The organism is Mesorhizobium sp. M6A.T.Cr.TU.016.01.1.1, from assembly GCF_003952585.1.
GTDB classification, from domain to species: Bacteria; Pseudomonadota; Alphaproteobacteria; order Rhizobiales; family Rhizobiaceae; genus Mesorhizobium; species Mesorhizobium mediterraneum.
Window position 1 is genome coordinate 6,083,437 of sequence record NZ_CP034452.1, and the last position, 15,532, is coordinate 6,098,968.

22 protein-coding genes and 1 tRNA gene are annotated in these 15,532 nt (G+C 59.4%); 12 read left to right on the forward strand and 11 right to left on the reverse strand.

Annotated elements, in window-relative coordinates; translation table 11 throughout:
• Positions 1-64: 64 nt before the first annotated feature.
• Positions 65-949 (forward strand): HTH-type transcriptional regulator BhcR, encoded by an 885-nt coding sequence (gene bhcR / locus EJ075_RS29410; RefSeq protein WP_126106716.1) that lies wholly within the window; start codon positions 65-67, stop codon positions 947-949.
• Positions 950-1,010: 61 nt separating this feature from the next.
• Positions 1,011-1,505 carry a YbaK/EbsC family protein gene (locus EJ075_RS29415; protein ID WP_126106717.1) on the forward strand — a complete coding sequence of 165 codons (495 nt, stop codon included), beginning with the start codon at positions 1,011-1,013 and terminating at the stop codon, positions 1,503-1,505.
• On the opposite strand, the gene EJ075_RS29420 is transcribed toward EJ075_RS29415, so the two are convergent.
• The 3 genes from EJ075_RS29420 to EJ075_RS33300 all read right to left on the reverse strand — a co-directional run bounded on the left by EJ075_RS29420 (position 1,473) and on the right by EJ075_RS33300 (position 2,663).
• Entirely contained in the window at positions 1,473-1,829 is a 357-nt protein-coding gene (locus tag EJ075_RS29420) for a hypothetical protein (RefSeq protein WP_126106718.1), read from the reverse strand. The two genes, EJ075_RS29415 and EJ075_RS29420, sit on opposite strands and share 33 nt — an antisense overlap.
• 165 nt (positions 1,830-1,994) lie before the next feature.
• Positions 1,995-2,300 (reverse strand): BA14K family protein, encoded by a 306-nt coding sequence (locus EJ075_RS29425; RefSeq protein ID WP_126106719.1) that lies wholly within the window; start codon positions 2,298-2,300, stop codon positions 1,995-1,997.
• 195 nt (positions 2,301-2,495) lie between these two features.
• Positions 2,496-2,663, reverse strand: coding sequence for a hypothetical protein (locus EJ075_RS33300; RefSeq protein ID WP_095489459.1), 168 nt, complete (start codon positions 2,661-2,663; stop codon positions 2,496-2,498).
• Between the two features lie 158 nt (positions 2,664-2,821).
• On the opposite strand from EJ075_RS33300, the gene EJ075_RS29430 reads away from it, so the two are divergent.
• A tRNA-Thr gene (locus tag EJ075_RS29430) sits at positions 2,822-2,897 on the forward strand.
• A gap of 346 nt (positions 2,898-3,243) precedes the next feature.
• Here the strand turns inward: EJ075_RS29430 and EJ075_RS29435 are convergent.
• The 3 genes from EJ075_RS29435 to EJ075_RS29445 all read right to left on the reverse strand — a co-directional run bounded on the left by EJ075_RS29435 (position 3,244) and on the right by EJ075_RS29445 (position 5,210).
• Positions 3,244-3,477: a hypothetical protein gene (locus EJ075_RS29435; RefSeq protein WP_126106720.1), complete on the reverse strand. Its 234-nt coding sequence runs from the start codon at positions 3,475-3,477 to the stop codon at positions 3,244-3,246.
• Positions 3,478-3,573: 96 nt separating this feature from the next.
• Positions 3,574-4,269, reverse strand: coding sequence for an NYN domain-containing protein (locus EJ075_RS29440; protein ID WP_126106721.1), 696 nt, complete (start codon positions 4,267-4,269; stop codon positions 3,574-3,576).
• Positions 4,270-4,319: 50 nt separating this feature from the next.
• Entirely contained in the window at positions 4,320-5,210 is an 891-nt protein-coding gene (locus EJ075_RS29445) for a DDE-type integrase/transposase/recombinase (protein ID WP_206437585.1), read from the reverse strand.
• 1,040 nt (positions 5,211-6,250) lie between these two features.
• On the opposite strand from EJ075_RS29445, the gene EJ075_RS29450 reads away from it, so the two are divergent.
• Positions 6,251-6,631, forward strand: a complete 381-nt coding sequence (locus EJ075_RS29450) for a hypothetical protein (RefSeq protein ID WP_126106722.1) — start codon at positions 6,251-6,253, stop codon at positions 6,629-6,631.
• On the opposite strand, the gene EJ075_RS29455 is transcribed toward EJ075_RS29450, so the two are convergent.
• Positions 6,632-6,823, reverse strand: a complete 192-nt coding sequence (locus EJ075_RS29455; protein ID WP_245458043.1) for an RNA-binding protein — start codon at positions 6,821-6,823, stop codon at positions 6,632-6,634.
• Between the two features lie 22 nt (positions 6,824-6,845).
• The gene (locus EJ075_RS29460; RefSeq protein ID WP_126106724.1) at positions 6,846-7,037 is read right to left on the reverse strand and encodes a hypothetical protein; all 192 of its coding nucleotides are present in this window, start codon (positions 7,035-7,037) and stop codon (positions 6,846-6,848) included.
• Positions 7,038-7,561: 524 nt separating this feature from the next.
• Between EJ075_RS29460 and EJ075_RS29465 the strand changes: the two genes are divergently transcribed.
• Both EJ075_RS29465 and EJ075_RS29470 read left to right on the forward strand, forming a co-directional pair.
• Positions 7,562-7,807, forward strand: a complete 246-nt coding sequence (locus EJ075_RS29465; RefSeq protein ID WP_126106725.1) for a hypothetical protein — start codon at positions 7,562-7,564, stop codon at positions 7,805-7,807.
• A 221-nt stretch (positions 7,808-8,028) separates the two neighbouring features.
• Positions 8,029-8,235: a hypothetical protein gene (locus tag EJ075_RS29470; protein WP_337125761.1), complete on the forward strand. Its 207-nt coding sequence runs from the start codon at positions 8,029-8,031 to the stop codon at positions 8,233-8,235.
• 15 nt (positions 8,236-8,250) lie between these two features.
• Here the strand turns inward: EJ075_RS29470 and EJ075_RS29475 are convergent, their stop codons facing one another.
• Both EJ075_RS29475 and EJ075_RS29480 read right to left on the reverse strand, forming a co-directional pair.
• Positions 8,251-8,817 carry a DUF2569 family protein gene (locus EJ075_RS29475; RefSeq protein ID WP_126106726.1) on the reverse strand — a complete coding sequence of 189 codons (567 nt, stop codon included), beginning with the start codon at positions 8,815-8,817 and terminating at the stop codon, positions 8,251-8,253.
• Between the two features lie 89 nt (positions 8,818-8,906).
• Entirely contained in the window at positions 8,907-9,521 is a 615-nt protein-coding gene (locus EJ075_RS29480) for a TetR/AcrR family transcriptional regulator (RefSeq protein ID WP_126106727.1), read from the reverse strand.
• Positions 9,522-9,612: 91 nt separating this feature from the next.
• Here EJ075_RS29480 and EJ075_RS29485 point away from each other — a divergent pair, with 91 nt between their 5' ends.
• From EJ075_RS29485 to EJ075_RS29505, 5 genes are read left to right on the forward strand one after another with little or no spacing between them, the layout of a single operon-like run.
• The gene (locus tag EJ075_RS29485; protein ID WP_126106728.1) at positions 9,613-10,719 is read left to right on the forward strand and encodes a spermidine/putrescine ABC transporter substrate-binding protein; all 1,107 of its coding nucleotides are present in this window, start codon (positions 9,613-9,615) and stop codon (positions 10,717-10,719) included.
• A gap of 13 nt (positions 10,720-10,732) precedes the next feature.
• Complete coding sequence (locus tag EJ075_RS29490; protein ID WP_126106729.1) at positions 10,733-11,620, forward strand: ABC transporter permease; 888 nt, start codon at positions 10,733-10,735, stop codon at positions 11,618-11,620.
• Position 11,621: 1 nt separating this feature from the next.
• Positions 11,622-12,404, forward strand: coding sequence for an ABC transporter permease (locus EJ075_RS29495; protein ID WP_126106730.1), 783 nt, complete (start codon positions 11,622-11,624; stop codon positions 12,402-12,404).
• On the forward strand, positions 12,401-13,465 hold the full coding sequence (locus EJ075_RS29500; protein ID WP_126106731.1) for an ABC transporter ATP-binding protein: 1,065 nt from the start codon (positions 12,401-12,403) through the stop codon (positions 13,463-13,465). Before EJ075_RS29495 ends, EJ075_RS29500 begins: the two co-directional genes overlap by 4 nt.
• A gap of 2 nt (positions 13,466-13,467) precedes the next feature.
• The gene (locus EJ075_RS29505) at positions 13,468-14,229 is read left to right on the forward strand and encodes an MBL fold metallo-hydrolase (protein WP_126106732.1); all 762 of its coding nucleotides are present in this window, start codon (positions 13,468-13,470) and stop codon (positions 14,227-14,229) included.
• A gap of 38 nt (positions 14,230-14,267) precedes the next feature.
• Here the strand turns inward: EJ075_RS29505 and EJ075_RS29510 are convergent, their stop codons facing one another.
• Positions 14,268-14,432: a hypothetical protein gene (locus EJ075_RS29510; RefSeq protein ID WP_245458044.1), complete on the reverse strand. Its 165-nt coding sequence runs from the start codon at positions 14,430-14,432 to the stop codon at positions 14,268-14,270.
• A gap of 253 nt (positions 14,433-14,685) precedes the next feature.
• Between EJ075_RS29510 and EJ075_RS29515 the strand changes: the two genes are divergently transcribed.
• Positions 14,686-15,459: an NAD kinase gene (locus EJ075_RS29515; RefSeq protein ID WP_126106734.1), complete on the forward strand. Its 774-nt coding sequence runs from the start codon at positions 14,686-14,688 to the stop codon at positions 15,457-15,459.
• Positions 15,460-15,532 lie beyond the last annotated feature (73 nt).

Consider the following 15,532-nt stretch of genomic DNA (forward strand, 5'->3'; position numbering starts at 1 on the left):
GGCGGATGCGAATCGTGAAAAACTTTTTCATTGCGCATTTCGCGAAATCGGCAAGAATGCCGTCATGGAAACCACCGAAAAACGCCAGCGCGGACGGCCGCGCGCCTTCCACGGTCCGTCCGAGGCCGCTTCGGTGCAGTCGCTCGATCGGGCGCTGCGCATCCTGGCCATCGTCGCCGACGGCAGCGGCCTGTCGCTGAGCGAGATCGCCGCGCAGAGCGGCCTCGCCGCGTCTACCGCCTACCGCATGCTGACAACGCTGGAAAACCACGGCATGGTCGAGTTCGACAGCACCGACCAACTCTGGTCGATCGGCGTCGAGACCTATCGTATGGGCGCGGCCTTCCTGCGCCGCCGCAAGCTGGTCGACCGTGCCCGCACTGTCATGCAGGAACTGATGGAGAAGACCGGCGAGACCGCCAATCTCGGCGTCGCCGAGGATGATTGCGTCGTCTTCGTCAGCCAGGTCGAGACGCATCAGGCGATCCGCGCTTTCTTCCGGCCGGGCACGCGCAGCTCCTTCCATGCCTCGGGCATCGGCAAGGCGGTGCTGGCGCATCTCGAGCCGGAGCGCGTCGGCGCCATCTTACGCCGGGCCGGGCTGGAGCGCTTCACCGAAAAGACGCTGTCCGACATCTCGGCGCTGGCGCGCGATCTGGTGACGATCAAGCTGCGCGGCTGGTCGGTCGACGACGAGGAGCGGCACCCAGGCATGCGCTGCGTGGCCGCCGCCATCTTCAACGAGTTCGGCGAGCCGATCGGCGGCGTTTCGGTTTCGGGACCGACGGTGCGGGTGACGCCGGAGCGGCTGGCTGAGATCGGCCCGCTCGTGCACGAAGCCGCAACGGAAATAACCAGGATGATTGGTGGTCTGCCGCCCCCTTCTTCACCAAGCCGCGCCGCCGAACCGGGTTCACTCTTCGAGATTGGCGCTGCGCGCTCACCTTGACAGCCGCCCGGCTACGGCCAAGTTTGCGTCCACCTTCCGCCAGCCGACGCCCGAAAGACGCATGAGCCTCCAATCCGTCAAAGCCTTCTTCGCCGAATATGCCCCCGACATCGAGGTGATCGAAACGCCGACAAGCTCGGCGACCGTCGCGCTCGCGGCCGAGGCGCACGGCGTCGAGCCGGGGCAGATCGCCAAGACCATCTGCCTGCGCGTCGGTGACCGGGTCATGCTGGTCGTCGCCCGCGGCGACGCGCGCATCGACAATCGCAAATCGCGCGATGCATTCGGCGGCAAGCCGCGCATGCTCGATGCCGAGCAGGTGGCCGAAATCACTGGCCATCCGATTGGCGGCGTCTGCCCCTTCGGCCTCGCCTCGCCGTTGCCGGTCTATTGCGACATATCGCTGCGCGCCTACGATCAGGTCGTGCCAGCGGCCGGCGCAACCAATGCAGCGGTGAAAATAGGCGTCGAGCGCATGGCAGCGCTGACCGGCGCCGAATGGTGCGACATCTGTCAGGATGAGCTAGGCTCCGGGCACCGCGCTCTTGGTCGATAAGTCGTAGAAATCGAGCAGCTTCGCCAACCCAACTCCGCATGCGGTGAAGATGAGGCCGGCGATGAAGATGCGGGTGGCGCGTTCATAGACGCGTCGCTGTAGAGACGTTGTGTCGAGCAGCAACCGCAGCGCTCGTATCTGCAAGGCAATGCCTATCAAAATCGGCACGACTGCTGCCAGGTGATAGATTTCCCAAGGGAGCGGGTTGGCGGCCCAATGCGTGATGAAGCCCAGCGAGAAAGCCAGTAGAATGCCGACGGTGGTGATCGTGCCGTTGCGGAAATCCGTCTCAATCTGCTCTTCCTTGGGTTCGTGCTCGTCCAAGCGTCCCTCTCCCTCTGGTGCCTTCACCGCCAGACTAAGATGTCGAAAAATCCCTGCACATCCCTCGCTGGAACCGGTTGCGGTGCCGGGTTCAATTTTGCAACCCAGACAGCTGAAAAAGGGGCAGTGGGGTGCCCCTTCTTCCGGTTGCCTGAAACTGTCCTCTCAAAGCCGGCAGCGGTGACGGTAGCCGTCGTAGCCGACATAGGTGTCGGAGTACGGATCGTAGCTCTGATAGCGATTTAGACAGCGCCGGACGTGCCACGAACCGCCGTGGTCCTCGATGTAGACGGTGCGCGGCTGGGCGAGCGCGCTGCCGAGCAGGAAGCCGCCGAAGCCGGCGGCAATGCCGATGCCAAGGTGCTTGTTGTGATGCTTGTGATGGGCGGCCGAAGGCTGAACGGTGCCGGCCAGCATGGCGGCGGCGACAGCGGTGGCGATGAGGCCGGAAACGATGGTGTGCTTGAACATGACGATCTCCTTGCTGCGTTGTGTGAGAGGCGATCCATCCGCCTCTTGACCATCAGTCGTTGCGGCAAGGAAAAAGGTTCGATGATTTTTTTGAATTTTTTCGAACGAGGAAAATCGACCAGTCTGACAAGGTTCGCAGTCAGTATGCAATCATGACCGGTAGGCGGCGCCGGTCGACACCCCGGCGAGGAGGCCTCAGCCCATGCCGGTGATATGACGCAGCCAGAAGGCGAGCGCGATGAAGCCGATGATAGTGGTGACGCCGGTCCAATCGACATTGGCGCTCTTCAAATTCTTGACGAGCTTCACCAAGAGAATCCAGGCCACGACGACGACCAGGGCAATGACGACAAATCTGATCATGCGGCACCCTCGCCTATCCGATTGCACCTTCGATCAATATAGGAAGCGAATTGGCCGTTTTCAGGAGGCCCGCGCCGGCCGCTCCGGCGGGTTCGCCGGCAACCGAAAACAGAGTTTTGTCTTTACTGGCGCAACAAATATGCTAACCGGAGCGCCGTGCCCTTGTAGCTCAGCTGGTAGAGCAGCGGTTTTGTAAACCGAAGGTCGGCGGTTCGATTCCGTCCGGGGGCACCAGAAACTCGAATAAACAATAAAATCAACGGCCTTGGTTTGGGATCATCCCAGATCGTTTGTCCGGGGGAACCTACGGGGGAACCAACCCCGCATCGTATTCGGTTCATGGTCGGAACGCTACCAGTGCCAGTTCGGACAAACCACAATTGAGCCGAAGCAGGCTGTTGTCGCGATGGTGCTGGATGGCAAAAAGGATTTCGTCTTACCCGACGCTGTCAAAATAGAGGCGGAAGGAAGCCAATATAACTTCCGGCGATTGCCTTCCGAACAATTCTCGGAAGCCACGATCGAAATCTCGGGTTGCCATAACGGTCACCTTCAGCTTTGAACGCAACTCGTCGGATAACTAAGCTGGATTGAACGTATCGCGCTCATCGAAAGCCACGAACAGGCCCAGGGCAGCAGCTACTTCGAGGATAGCTTCGGTTAAATCGTCGTTGGATGCGACCAAACCAGGTGCATCCTGCCGAACTTGGTTCAATGCTGCTTTGACCGAAACGGTGTCCCCATGGCCGGCCCTGTTGAGGACTGCGGCAATCGCCTGATCTAGAACTGGACCGACCCTATGGACGATTCTCATCCACCTTCCCCCCCGGGAACGTAAGAAGCTAATGATAGCGTGTCTGGGGCTGCGATGCAACCGACGCGGGAAATCGGTAGTGTCTCAGTTTGAAATTCAGGCAGGATCAATTTCGGGAGGCGCATATTGCGGCGGTCGTTTTGCCACCCTTTCGCCGTTGACGATTAGGACCGCGCCCTCAAATTGGGAGGCTTCGATGGTCGCTCGATCAATTGCCCTGGTATCGTGTACGTGAGGCAGAATCTCTTTGCTGTGAGAGCGCCCCGGAGGGGCAACGCTTACGATTTGTTTTTCGGGGAACCGCTCTCTGAACATTTTGGCTGTAGCGACTTGGTCTGAGTCGGCCGTGACAAGATAGGCGACATCGAAGCGGTTCAAGTGCGCGTCGCTTATGAGATGAATTGCCAAGTTCACATCGCCCGCTTTTTCAGTGGGATGAAGGTAATTGTGCCCATCGTGGCAACGTCGCGGTTCTTCCACGAAATGGCCCTCGGCGCAGACAACACCAACGCTTAATTGGGCTTTTCGAAATTCGCGCCAACGCAGCATTTTTGTTAAGTTTTTCGTATTGACAGCGGTGCACCAAACGATGCGAACGAGCGTCTCATCCCTGCGGATTATTCGCTTAGACAAAGCGTCATAATTCACCCACTTAATATGGGGGGCGCCAAGGTCATCTACCGCGTGATAAAGATTGAATCCATCTATGTAGACGGCAGCGCGCAAAGAAACGGCGGCACCGAGGCCGCCGTGGGCTGCCGGTAAACCGACAGCGTTGATGCCGTCAGACATAGAGCGTTCGCCTTAACAGATCAAGAAGATTTACACGAAAAGTGTGCATTTTATGCCACCGCCTCACGTTTTTGGTAAGGGCCGCGCTTGCCCGGCTTAGGTGCAATTGCGTCCATTTTCACGCAAAGGTCGTCCATTGACCAGAGCGTCTGCGATACTCCAGCAGCCATTGCCGGCGTCATTTTCAACGTCTTGTGCATTTTGATGAAGTTGTACCAAACCGTGTAAATCGCGACCATGTGGACGTGGTTTTCGAACTTTGAGAACGCGTTGGTGAGGCGCGTGAAGCGGCGGTTTGCCATGCGCATGGTGAGGTTGGCGCGCTCGATATGCGACGTGCTGACATGCACCGGATCGGGATTGCCTTCGATCCGGGTCTTGGTCGCGCCAGTGCAAACGGCGGGGCTATAGCGGCGCTCTGGAGAGGTCTTCTTGCCTTCCGGCTCGCCGTACTGCTTGATCAGCATCGCATAGTCGATGTCGGCCCCAAAGGCTTCCTCGACCGCATTGAGATAGGCGCGATGGCCGTCAGTCGTAAGCTGAACGCGATTGGCAAGACGGTCCTTAACGTCGTCCATGAAGGCCAGCGCATATTCGCCATCGCGACCGCCGACCAGCCAGGAAATGATAAGCTTGCTGTCGCTGTCCAGAGCGGTCCAAGTCCATACGTCGCCAGCGCCGTCAACCGGCTGCTTCATGGCCGAAACGTTCTTTGCCTTCGCGCCGACGAACGACCAGATTTCATCACACTGAACGCGCTTGGAAGTGACGTTGCGCACTTCGCTGTCGTGCAGTTCGGCGCAAAACTTGCCGGCATCCACAAGCAGCTTCGAAACGGTGTTGATCGACACATCGGTAACGCGGGAGATCGAGCGCATCGAAGAACCCTCGCAAAGCATGGTGAGGATTTGGACGCGGGTTTTGAGACGCAGCTTGTTCATGCCCCTAATATGTGAACTTTTATGCTTAGTGTCAAGCATGTACTGCAGATAATTAGTCGCGGCTTTACCCTTTCTCCCTAAACACATATCGTTTGATAGGGTATTGCGGTGGGGACCCATTGACTTATATGTCAATACGCGATGAGATTGCAAACAGGGTGGATGAAGGGCGCTTATTCGTCTTGACGCCATCGTTGAATGGGATGCGAACCGTGCGGCATATGTTCGTTAGCCCTGAGCTAATGGCAGTCGTAGATCCCGGTTCATGGGGGCACGATGCTAAAACCGATCGTTTTGCTCGTCTGCGAGCCGACCTTGACTACTTTGTCGAAAATGGCCGAATTGCCATATCAGAAGACCCCTACAAAAAGCCAAAAAGCACCTACCTGGCTAGGACAGACCCCATTCGAGATGAGGTTTGGGACATCAGGAGTCGCGACCCCAAGCCAGGAATCCGCGTCCTCGGCAGCTTCTCGGAGCAGAACACATTCATAGCTCTAGCTTGGGCCTATCGGGAGCAGCTCAACGGACCCGGTTCAAAGGAATGGCGCGACTTCATTCAGACTGCCAAAGCGAGATGGCGCGGCCTTTTCGGCACGTATCAACCACACACTGGGAGCCAAGTCAGTGACTACGTCTCAGAAAAATTTCAAATTGTCTAAACCCGAAAACGGGAAACCCGTCCCGGTAGGGACGTTGTCGTATTTCCGAGCGCGAAACCGAAACCGGGTACACGACCTAGTTCTTGAGGCATTCGCGGAGAGCGGCATATCTCAAGCCGAAATTGCGCGCCGTCTGGATAAGCGCCCCGATGTTGTCTGCCGACTTATTGGAGCGCCGGGGAACTGGACCTTGGACACGGTCAGTGACTTGCTGTTCGCGATAGGTGGGCTGGAGCCCGAATACGCCACCGCTTGCCCATTCGACGCACCTGCTCAGAATTTTACCCAACCCACTTGGTTGGGACCGCCGCTTATGTCCAAACCGTCGGCAACTACAACAGGAACGAAAATCGGCCACGTTGAATACGAAGACGCATAATGCAAAAGCCAAAAAAGTTGGTCTTCAAGTTCGCATGCCTCTGCGATGACGTTCGCAGAGAAGATAACGGTAAGATGATTTTAATTGGAGTGTACGGGTCTGATATTGTTCTTAGCGGCGCAGCAAATCTGCTTCTGAACATGGTCGTCTGGATGGATATTCCCGAAACCAAGGCCTACGACCTAAACGTTGAAATCTTGATAGATGGCGTTATACAGAACAGCGGGAAAATCAAGTTCTCCATGACAAAAGCACTTCACGGCGTGGGGTCTTTCCCGATTCCCCTAAACGTTTCGAAAAGTGGTGTCATCGATATCAAGATCGGGGAGGATGGCCGACCAGTCACCAACATATTCTCAGTTCCAGTCCGGGTAGGCTAGCTATTTTGACCACCGCTTAGCGGCGGCTTTCTTCGCGATTTCGGCGCGCCGCTCTGGCGTCATGTTGGCGGCGCGCTTCTTGCCGCCCTTCGAACCAAGCTCTTTGGCGGCGGCGCTCTTGCCGTCGTCCTGCACGTCTTCGGCTTCCTCGCCTGTAGCAATACGCATGACGCGGACGGCATTGCCGATCACGTCGGCGGGGCGCTTTTGTCCTTTAGGTCCTGTGGGCAATTTCGTATTCCGAGATAATGACGTATTGCGCTGGCGCGCTGTCGTCGGGATTGGTAGCGGCGGGGTGCCAGATGACGTTGATGATCCGGTGCCCGTTTTCTGCGAGACGGCCGAGAAGTTGTCTCAGCCCCTCGACACTGTCGGGGCACGTCTCTACCGCAATGCGTTGCGCCATCACTATCTCCCATGCTTTCCGCTAAGCATATAGGCGTTTCCGCCTTGGCGGGCAAACCGGAATAGGCGCTTTCGCATATTTCAAATTTCAAACTGAGACACTACCGGGAAATCGCACCGAATTGGGTCTGGCGCGGGCAGATGGCGGGCCTTGGCCGGTCGCGGCGGAACTCATTGCTCTGGAAGAAACTTGCGAGCCCGTTTCCCGAACCGATCAAAATCGCCGGCACCTGAAAGCGGCCAAACGAGGTTAACAGTAGGTCCAACGCTCGGGTACAAAGCGGTGCACGGGCTTAACTGCTTCAGAGGAAGAGGCCCTTTCTATCCGATTGATTTCTGGTCAAATTCTGGTGGAACGCTCAAGTTGGATTTGGGCCTTATCGCGGTCCGGGGCACCAGCAAGCGCCTCTTGTGAGAACGTCTTAAGGCGGTCGATATCTGCTCATCCCCGATTTCCACAGGTTGGGACCGTAGCATATCAGTTCCAACGCTTATATTCCCTAGTGGAAACCATAGGAGTCTCTGTTGGAGCAGAAACGCACGATCGCCCCCTTTATTGGTGGCATGTATGGCAGCCTTGTTGCCCTCGCGTTGGCGTTCGGTTTCCGCTTCCTGATAATTCCCGATCCTGATCCAACCTCGCAAACAACGATAATCCTTTCAGGACTGGCCTTTTCGATTTGTTTCAGCCTGACTTTCCTTCGCGAGCATCGACGCCAGATCGCTGCCGCCAGAAAATTTCTAAGCCGTCCAAGATCGTATCAGGACTGATCCCCGCGGTCTGCAACGCAAAGCCCGGGCCATCAGGCCATCAGGCCATCAGGCCATCAGAAAAATTCAGTAAAATCGAACCAACTGATGCAACAGGGCGATGGGTACCGCTCGCATCCTGCTACCGGGCATTTAAAGCCATTCGATTAAAATGCCCCTGTGTATATTAGCAATCGCTCAATTTAGCGCGCCGACAATGACCGGGCGGCGGGTAAAATCAAATGGGTGATGTCATGCGAAGCGACTTCGCCGCTGCGCGCGAGCTCTTGGAGTGCGCCCAAAACCGGCTCTGCGGCATGGATGAAACGAGCCAACGCGTCAGCGAGGCGCTGGATTCCCTGATCGAGGAAATAGCCATCGCGGAATTCCGCAAGGCGCCACTGACCGTCGTGCCGTTTCCGCGCGCACGGCCCAAGCATGCTCGGTAAAATTGCCGATCGGCTCTATGGCACACTTACGACTTGACCAGACGCGCCCGTCTTGGTGAACGTGTTCTTCACCCTGACTGACTTGTAGACGTAGGCGACCCAAATTCCGGTCAGGGCTAAAGACACTATAGGCGCTATCAGCGCATTTCCGGCAAGCACCTGGCTCACCGGAATGCCAAGAACCGCTGAAATCCAAGCCGTGTCCAGAATAAATACGATTGGTATTACAAACCACTGGTACAGGAATAGCTGCTTGAAGCGGTAACTCCGCCGCAGCATTGCAACGAGCACAACCACCTGAAACACCACGAACGCCAGCAAGAGGGCAACCTCGCCGTAGACCGCCAAAGTGCCATTCGGGAGCGTCATGAGCTGTCGGTAGCCTTCACTCGATGAGCCCAATGAGACGAGTGTGCGTAGCGGGGAGAAAGCCTGAAGGATCGCAAGCAGCACTAGCCAGCCTCCAAACCCCACGAGGCTCGCTGGATTCGGTGAAGGTTTGATCGCAGACCCGACAGTGAAAAAGACAGGCACCCCAATCAGCAAAAACAGTATTGCCCAATGCCAGAACGAAAAACCCATTTACCCTCTCCACCCCAATGCAGTCTTGGGTTGTATCATCTTTTTGTGTGTATTCAAGGTAGTACTTGGGCTCTGGCCCACCTTTGCGGTCAAGCCGTGATCGCCGTCACCAGAATGCGGTTCTGCCGGCGTATCGCCACGCGCAGTTCTGCAATCCTGGCCTTGTCGCGCTTCACGAACTCGATGAACATCATGTTCATGTTGTTGAAGACCAGCTCGCCCAAGGCCTGCCCGTCGATATCGCGGCGCACCAGGTCGACCGCCTGCAGTCTCGCGATCAGCGCGCGGATCTGTTCGGTCAGAGCCCGGTCGAGCGCGGTATAGGCCTGGCCGAACGGGCTGTCGGGCAGTTGCGTCGAGATCGCCATCGCCTGCCGCCACATCTCCTTGCTGAGATAGTGCAGCGAGTGTTCGATGTAGATGCCGAGCAGCGTGTCGAGCGCGTCGCCGACATTGGCCGGTGGATTGGCGACGACGCCCTGCCCGGCATTGAGCACCTCGTTGACCTCCATCGAAACGATGGCGCCCAGGATATCGCCCTTATTCTCATAGTAATTGTAGATCGTGCCGACCGACACTTCGGCCTGCGCCGCGATCGTCTCGATCTTGGCGCCTTCATAGCCGGTGTCACGGAAAAGCGCCGCCGCCGCCTCGATGATACGACGGTGCCGGTCCGCCTTTTGCCTTGCCCGCAATCCACTCATATCGGCTATTTGCCATAAAAACAGAATTGACTCAATTTTAGAATTGGTTCAATTTTTTGCCAGAAGCCAAAAAGGCAAGGGAGAACACTCGATGTCCATCAATCCAAAGACCCCAAATCCGACGACCAGGAATCCGCTTTCCGTTCTGAAGAGCCATCTCCACGCCGCGTGTGCTGCGACAGCGCTGCTGCTGGCGACGGGCGGTCTCGCTCAGGCTGCGGATCTGAACGCCTTGATCTGGTGCGATCACGCCGACCCGGCGCTGCTGCAGCCCTTTGAGGAGGCCAATGGCGTCAAGGTCAATGTCAAGGAATTCGAGGGCACCGGCGCCGGCATGGCGATTGTCGAACAGTCGCAGCCCGGCGACTGGGATGTGATGGTGATCGACAGCATCGACATACCGCGCGGCGTCGAAAAGGGCCTGTTCGAGCCTCTGCCGGAAGACAAGCTGCCCTTCGCCGACCTCTTCCCGCAGGTGAAGATGGACAGCTCCACCGTGGTCGACGGCAAGCGCTACGGCATCACCGAAAAATTCGGCTACAACACGATCGGCTATAACAAGACCAAGGTGGATCCGGCCGACATGCAGTCGATGGCTGCGCTGACCGGCGACAAGTACAAGGGCAAGATCGCCATCTATGACTATTACCTGCCGGTCATCGGCATGGCAGCACTGGCGATCGGCAAGAAGACCGCCGAGCTGACCGAAGCCGACCTTCCTGCTGTCAAGGAAGAGCTGCTCAAGATGAAAGCCAATGCCAAGCTGGTCGGCGAGGTGACCGCCAGCCAGACGGCGCTGGCGACCGGCGAGGTCGACATACTGGTCGGCGGTGGCGAGTGGGTGACGGCCGGACTGGCCAAGGAGAACCCTGCCCTCGACTTCTCGATTCCGAAAGAAGGTGCTGTACTGTGGTCGCAGTCGCTGGCGATGTTCAAGGATTCCAAAAACAAGGACATGGCGCTGAAATTCATCCAGTACATCATGAGCCCTGAAGGCCAGGCGCGGCTTGCCACCTCCGCCTGCTATTGGGGCATGCCGGCGAATGCCAAGGCGGCGCTGAGTGACGAGCAGAAGAAGATCCTGCGCTTCGACGAGCAGCCGGATTTCCTCGCCCGCGCCCAGCCCTACCCGGCGCCGAACGCCGATCTCGACAAGAAGATGCAGGACGTCTGGACCGAAATGCTGCAGGCGCAGTGACCGGTCGCCGGTCGTGAGCGCTGCCACAAACAGCGGGCGTGCCCTGCCCCGGGCGGGCTGTGCCCTGCCCCGGGCGGGCTATGCCCTGCCCTGGGCGCTGGTCACGCCGGCGCTCGGCTGGACGCTGCTATTCTTCGTGCTGCCCTTCATCGCCATGGGGTTTTCCAGCCTGACGGCGCATGACGGCGGTGGCTTTACGCTCGCCAACTACAGCCAGTTCTTTGCCAATCCGGCCTATTGGCAGGCGATGGTGAACTCGCTGCAGGTCACCGCCATCGTCACAGTGGTTTCGGTGCTGCTCGCCTATCCCTTCGCCTGGATCCTGGCCGAGCAGGTGCCGGAACGCTGGCAGCGGCTGGCGCTGATGCTGGCGGTGCTGCCGTTCTGGACCTCCTATGTCGTGCGCTCCTACTCCTGGCTGCTGGTGCTGGCGCAGAACGGCGTGATCAACCGCGCGTTGACCGGCTCCGGCCTGTTCACGGAACCGGTGCAACTCGCCAACACACGGCTGGCCACGGTCATCGGCTTCGTGCATTTCTTCGTCATGCTTTTGACGTTGACGATCTTCGCCAATCTGAAGCAGCTCAGCCCGAGCTACCGCAAGGCCGCCGCCGATCTCGGTGCCGGGCCGGTGCGCACATTCCTGCACATTATCCTGCCGCTGACGCTCCCCGGCATCATGGTCGGCGCCTTCCTCACCTTCGTGCTGTGCATCGGCGACTACATCACGCCGCAGATCCTCGGCGGCAACAACGAGCTTTTGATGCCGCAGCTTGTGATGATGCAGATCGGCCGGCGTGGCGACTTTCCGCTCGCCTCGGCGCTGTCGATCATCCTGATGGCGGTCGTCACTGTCGCCTATCTCGCCTGCGCCCGCTGGCTGAAGATCGAGCGGGCCTGAGATGCGCGCTCTCATCCGCATCGTCTCCGGTCTCTATGCCGTCGCCATCTATGGCTTCATCTTCCTGCCGGTGGTCGTGCTGGTGCTGTTTTCGCTGCAGGCGACTTCGTTTCCAATCCCGCCCTTCACCGGGCCGTCGCTGCGCTGGTACGATGCCGTGCTCGCCGACAAACGGCTGACCTCGGCGCTGGTCAATTCGCTTCTAGTGGCGGCCATCTCCTCAGCTGCCGCCGTCACGCTGGGTTTCCTTTCTGCCTGGGGCTTTGCACGTTTCGCCTTGCCCGGCTCGGCCCTGCTACGTGGGCTGATCACGCTGCCGTTGACAGTGAGCTATCTTATCATCGGCATGGGACTGCTGGTGCTGTTCAACTGGGCCGGCGTGCCAAAATCGCTGCTTGCAGCCGGCATCGGCCATGTCGTGATCAACCTGCCGCTGTGCTTTGCCATCATCTACAGTCAGATGGGCGACCACCAGATCAACATCGAGCGCGCCGCGCGTGACCTCGGCGCGCCCGAATGGAAGGTGCTGCTGCTGATCACCGTGCCGGTGATGGCGCCGGCGATCTTCGCCGGGTTTTTCCTGTCGATGACCTTCTCCTGGGACGAGTTCGTGATCTCCTTCCTGCTGACGCGCTTCGACACCACGCTGCCCGTCGAGATCTGGAACCTCCTCCGCTCAGGCCTCAATCCCAAGACCAACGCCGTCGGCTCGCTGGTCTTCGCCGTCTCAATCGTGCTGGTGGTATTGTTCGAACTGATGCTGTTGCGGAGGAAGCCGGCATGACCGCGCCATTGGTCGATATAAGCTCTGTTTCGCATCGCTTCGGCCAGCACACCGTGCTGAAGAACGTGTCGCTGCAAATCGAGCCGGGCAGCTACACCATCCTGCTCGGGCCGTCGGGCTCGGGCAAGACGACGCTGCTCTCCATTCTCGGCGGTTTCGTCACGCCGAGCGAAGGCAAGGTGCTGATCCGCGGCGAGGACTGCACCACCGTGCCGCCGGCGAAGCGTCCGACGACCACGGTGTTTCAGGACTATGCGCTGTTTCCGCATATGAGCGTCGGCGGCAATGTCGGCTTCGGCCTGCGCATGCAAGGCGTCGATGCCGCGACACGTGCCGCGCGGGCGCGCGAGGCGTTGGCGCTGGTCGGGCTGGCCGCCGCCTTCGACAAGAAGCCGCACCAATTGTCGGGCGGCCAGCGGCAGCGCGTCGCATTGGCGCGAGCGCTGGTGATCGAACCGGCGGTGCTGCTGCTCGACGAACCGCTCGGCGCGCTCGATCTCAAATTGCGCCGGCAGATGCAGGACGAGCTAAAAGCGATCCAGAAGCGGGTCGGCACCGCCTTCATCCATGTCACCCACGACCAGGAAGAGGCGATGGCGCTGGCCGACCATTGCGTGGTGATGAACGATGGGCGCATCGAGGACGAAGGACCGCCAGAGCGCGTCTATGCGCGGCCGGCGACGCGCTTTTCCGCGACCTTCATGGGCGAAAGCACGCTGATATCGGGAACGGTGACGAAGGCGAAGGACGGAACAACCACTGTCGCGACGCAGACTGGCTCGTTCTCCCTGCCCGGCACATTGCCGGCCGGCACAGCTGTCGCCCTTGCCATCCGCCCGGAACACCTTGTCCTCGGCGCGGCCAGCGGCGCTGTAAGGCTCGGCACGGCCAAGGTGAGCGACGTGGTGTTTCAAGGCAGCTTCAAGCGCGTGCTTGCTGTCTCCGAGAAAGACCCGGCGCTGCACTTCATCGCCAAAGTCCCTGCCGCATCAGCCGTCCAGCCGGGCGACATCTCTGCGGTTTCGTGCGACGCTGGCGACATCATCCTGCTGACGGACTGAACATGGGCACGCTTCCCGTCATCGATGCTCCGAACTGGTACGAAACCATCCGCATGGGCGATGGCGTGACGCTGATCCACGAGCCGTGGATCAAGCCGTTCTTCCGCTGCAACATCTGGCATGTGCGCGGTCGCGACCGCGATCTGCTGTTCGACACCGGCCTCGGCCATTTTAGCCTCAGGCGCCATGTGCCGCTGGTGACGGAACGAAAGCTCCTATGCGTGGCGAGCCACACCCATTTTGACCATATCGGCTGCCATCACGAATTTCCGGACCGCTGCGTGCATCGCGCCGAGGCAGAAATCCTCGCCGATCCGCGCAATGAATGGACGGTCGCCGACCGTTATGCCACCGACGAGATGTTCGATGGCATGCCAGAGGGTTGGGAGACGGCGCGCTACCATATCCTGCCGGCGCCGGCAGGCCGTCTGCTCGAACAGGGCGACGTCGTCGATCTCGGCGACCGTGCCTTCGAGGTGATCCACACGCCGGGTCATTCGCCCGGCGGCGTCGCGCTCTACGAGAAGAAGACCGGCATCCTGCTTTCCGGCGACATCGTCTATGACGGCCCGCTGATCGATGATGTCTATCATTCCGCCGTCGACGACTATGTCGAAACGCTGTTACGGATGCGCGAGCTCGATGTCGCGGTCGCGCATGGCGGTCATTTCCCGAGCTTCGGCAAGGTGCGCTATCGCCAGCTTATCGAGGAGTATCTCACACAAAAGCGGCAAGCCGGCTGCCATCTGCTGCAATCGCGATAGGCACCGGCCTCACGTATCGCGGGAGGTGCTTGGCGAATTCACAGCGCCCTTTGCGGGCACGGCGTGCCGGCGGCATCGCCGCAGCGTGAAGCCGTGGGTTGGGGTCTCAAACTCGTCTCTTCGGACTGGCGCACCAGTTGGGCAAAGGCAAGAGCAAAACTTCCCAGCATCAGGACGATGATGATCAGGCGTGTTACCGGCAATAGATTGATCCGACTGGCTGGCCCCCACGCCGCCCATCCACTGCCGGCTAACATGATCGATCCGGCTTTACGAGAGTTTAATCCCCGTCTTAACCATCACATTCGCTTGTCACTCGACACGATGCGCGAGCGCCTGGCCGGCGCGCTTCCCGGCACTGTGTAGAACTCAGCACATGCCTGCCTTTGCAGATTTGCCCGCCCATGCTAACCCGGCGCTGGCGCGGCCCCAGCAACCGGTCGCCATTGGGGAGCCATGAGCAAAGCCGCCAACCGTTTCGCCTTCGTCTCGTCCGGCACCGCTGACGCCAATGCTGCGCTGGAAAGCCTGTCGGCGCGCTATGGCCAGGCATCCATCGAGGATGCCGAGATTGTCGTCGCCCTGGGTGGCGACGGCTTCCTGTTGCAGACCTTGCGCGACACGATGAGCACGGGAAAAAAGGTCTACGGCATGAACCGTGGCACCATCGGCTTCCTGATGAACGAATACCGCGCCAGCGGTTTGACGGGGCGCATCGCGGCGGCCGTTGCCGAAACGATCCGTCCGCTGGAGATGCAGGCGGTGACGGCAGAGGGCGAAACGATTTCGGCCTTGGCGATCAATGAGGTTGCGCTGTGGCGCCAATCCTACCAGACGGCCAAGATCCGTATCACCGTGGACGAGCAAGTGCGGCTGGAGGAATTGAACTGTGACGGTGTGATGATCGCGACGCCGGCCGGCTCGACCGCCTACAATCTGTCCGCGCACGGGCCGATCCTGCCGCTCGACGCACCGCTGCTGGCGCTGACCCCGGTCAGTCCGTTCCGCCCGCGCCGCTGGCGCGGCGCGCTGCTCTCCAACAAGGCGGTCGTGCGCTTTGAAATTCTGGAGCCGGAAAAACGGCCGGTGAATGCCGCCGCCGACCACACCGAGGTCAAGGGGGTGACCACGGTCACGGTCAGGGAATCACCGACGGCGACCGCGACGCTGCTGTTCGATCCCAACCATTCGTGGAATGAGCGCATTCTCGCCGAACAGTTCCGTTACTGAGCCGGTACAGCGACCGACAGCTCGATTAAGCATCGCGATTAAGGTTACGACTTCACAATCATGCCGTTCCCCG

Bases quoted from the DNA above. Each gene is read 5' to 3' on its own strand.
- EJ075_RS33300 (WP_095489459.1), bottom strand. From the start codon at position 2,663: ATGATCAGATTTGTCGTCATTGCCCTGGTCGTCGTCGTGGCCTGGATT.
- EJ075_RS29445 (WP_206437585.1), bottom strand. From the start codon at position 5,210: ATGAACAAGCTGCGTCTCAAAACCCGCGTCCAAATCCTCACCATGCTT.
- EJ075_RS29505 (WP_126106732.1), top strand. From the start codon at position 13,468: ATGGGCACGCTTCCCGTCATCGATGCTCCGAACTGGTACGAAACCATC.
- EJ075_RS29435 (WP_126106720.1), bottom strand. From the start codon at position 3,477: ATGAGAATCGTCCATAGGGTCGGTCCAGTTCTAGATCAGGCGATTGCC.
- EJ075_RS29475 (WP_126106726.1), bottom strand. From the start codon at position 8,817: ATGGGTTTTTCGTTCTGGCATTGGGCAATACTGTTTTTGCTGATTGGG.
- EJ075_RS29480 (WP_126106727.1), bottom strand. From the start codon at position 9,521: ATGAGTGGATTGCGGGCAAGGCAAAAGGCGGACCGGCACCGTCGTATC.
- EJ075_RS29500 (WP_126106731.1), top strand. From the start codon at position 12,401: ATGACCGCGCCATTGGTCGATATAAGCTCTGTTTCGCATCGCTTCGGC.
- EJ075_RS29425 (WP_126106719.1), bottom strand. From the start codon at position 2,300: ATGTTCAAGCACACCATCGTTTCCGGCCTCATCGCCACCGCTGTCGCC.
- EJ075_RS29515 (WP_126106734.1), top strand. From the start codon at position 14,686: ATGAGCAAAGCCGCCAACCGTTTCGCCTTCGTCTCGTCCGGCACCGCT.
- bhcR (WP_126106716.1), top strand. From the start codon at position 65: ATGGAAACCACCGAAAAACGCCAGCGCGGACGGCCGCGCGCCTTCCAC.
- EJ075_RS29495 (WP_126106730.1), top strand. From the start codon at position 11,622: ATGCGCGCTCTCATCCGCATCGTCTCCGGTCTCTATGCCGTCGCCATC.
- EJ075_RS29450 (WP_126106722.1), top strand. From the start codon at position 6,251: ATGCAAAAGCCAAAAAAGTTGGTCTTCAAGTTCGCATGCCTCTGCGAT.
- EJ075_RS29415 (WP_126106717.1), top strand. From the start codon at position 1,011: ATGAGCCTCCAATCCGTCAAAGCCTTCTTCGCCGAATATGCCCCCGAC.
- EJ075_RS29460 (WP_126106724.1), bottom strand. From the start codon at position 7,037: ATGGCGCAACGCATTGCGGTAGAGACGTGCCCCGACAGTGTCGAGGGG.
- EJ075_RS29485 (WP_126106728.1), top strand. From the start codon at position 9,613: ATGTCCATCAATCCAAAGACCCCAAATCCGACGACCAGGAATCCGCTT.
- EJ075_RS29470 (WP_337125761.1), top strand. From the start codon at position 8,029: ATGGGTGATGTCATGCGAAGCGACTTCGCCGCTGCGCGCGAGCTCTTG.
- EJ075_RS29440 (WP_126106721.1), bottom strand. From the start codon at position 4,269: ATGTCTGACGGCATCAACGCTGTCGGTTTACCGGCAGCCCACGGCGGC.